The organism is Serratia microhaemolytica (genome assembly GCF_004011885.1).
GTDB classification, from domain to species: Bacteria; Pseudomonadota; Gammaproteobacteria; order Enterobacterales; family Enterobacteriaceae; genus Serratia_G; species Serratia_G microhaemolytica.
Genome location: NZ_SBEF01000123.1, coordinates 1 through 1,199 on the forward strand (window position 1 = coordinate 1; position 1,199 = coordinate 1,199).

The window sequence follows — 1,199 nt, forward strand, 5'->3', positions numbered from 1 at the left end:
CCAAAATGAAAGAAGCCTATGCGATATTGTTGATGGAGAAATTTACTTATTACCTGAGGCAGCATCGATTATATACCCGCACACTTGGCATTATTTGAGTTTATAGAAATGAGGGGATCACTAAGGTCATTACCACGATATTGGATGGTAGAAAGTCAGTACCCAGTGAACTCCCTTGCAAAGTGCAACTGCAATCAAAGAAGTAAGCGACCCGTTTGAAAAGTGAATGCTTGAGTGGTGCGTGCAGGCTCGTACTTCGCCACTCGCCATTCAGCAATCACTTTTTACCCATAGCCAAACTATCACCATACGCAACGCACACGCTGCCGAGTAGTGTTGATCTGCATTGCGTTGCCAGTTGCATACGTTGGCAGGTTTAACGCGTCTAACTGGCTTACAAGCGCTATATCGCCCCGATCTCAGCTAAAACCTCGTAGATACATGATCAACGTTGAGGCGTGAGCGTCACTACATTATCTAGGCAATCAGCGGTGAAACTGCTCGCTGCCAGCGCATCAACAATAGTCTGCGTATCACCCGCGACCTTGAATACAAGTGGTGTAATCAGACGCCCTTCACTGGTGAAAGCTGATTGTAACGCTGTCTTAACCACATACACCGCAGGCCCAACAGTAGTTTCATCCAGCGCCCCAGAATCCCACTCAGCAGACGTTACCAACTCGTTACGCCAACCAAGTGTTTTAAGGCTCTCAAGTGTGTAGGTAAGCCTAAATAGGTCACTTTGTTGCTGTATATCACCGCTGCGTGAGCGCCAGACGTATGCAAGATGAGATTTAAGCTTGGCCCCGATACCTTGTTTACGGCCCTTATCCAACAACAGTTGAATATCAATCGCCACTGTCTTGGGAAAACGCTTCTGCTTTTGAGCAGTTGCCAGCCAACGGACGATAAAAAGGTGCTCTGCCATTGGGGAAGCTACGGCACCATCCTGAATGGCTGTCTGTAACGCAACAAGCGCACAAAAAGCGAGGTGAGCAAGGTCGCGAGTAGTTTGGTCGGGAGGTGTTGCCATTGACGCCACTAAGCGGGTTAAAATTGATGCTGATGGTATCTAGGCTGTGTCCCTTAACCCAATAACCGCTTTAAAAACAACCGAACAGAGCCTAATTTAAGCATGCAAAGGTAATTTCTGGCGGTTTTCTCCGAGCGAGTGGCAATGCGACGATGTTCTTTTAACA

The 1,199-nt window shown here is 47.5% G+C and carries 1 protein-coding gene and 1 pseudogene; both read right to left on the bottom strand.

Annotation, left to right across the window (positions count from 1 at the left end; translation table 11 throughout):
• Nucleotides 1-445 precede the first annotated feature (445 nt).
• Nucleotides 446-1,033, bottom strand: a complete 588-nt coding sequence (locus EOJ37_RS14255) for a DUF2913 family protein (protein ID WP_127960521.1) — start codon at nucleotides 1,031-1,033, stop codon at nucleotides 446-448.
• A 53-nt stretch (nucleotides 1,034-1,086) separates the two neighbouring features.
• Nucleotides 1,087-1,199, bottom strand: a pseudogene (locus EOJ37_RS14260) (IS5 family transposase); the annotation flags it as partial.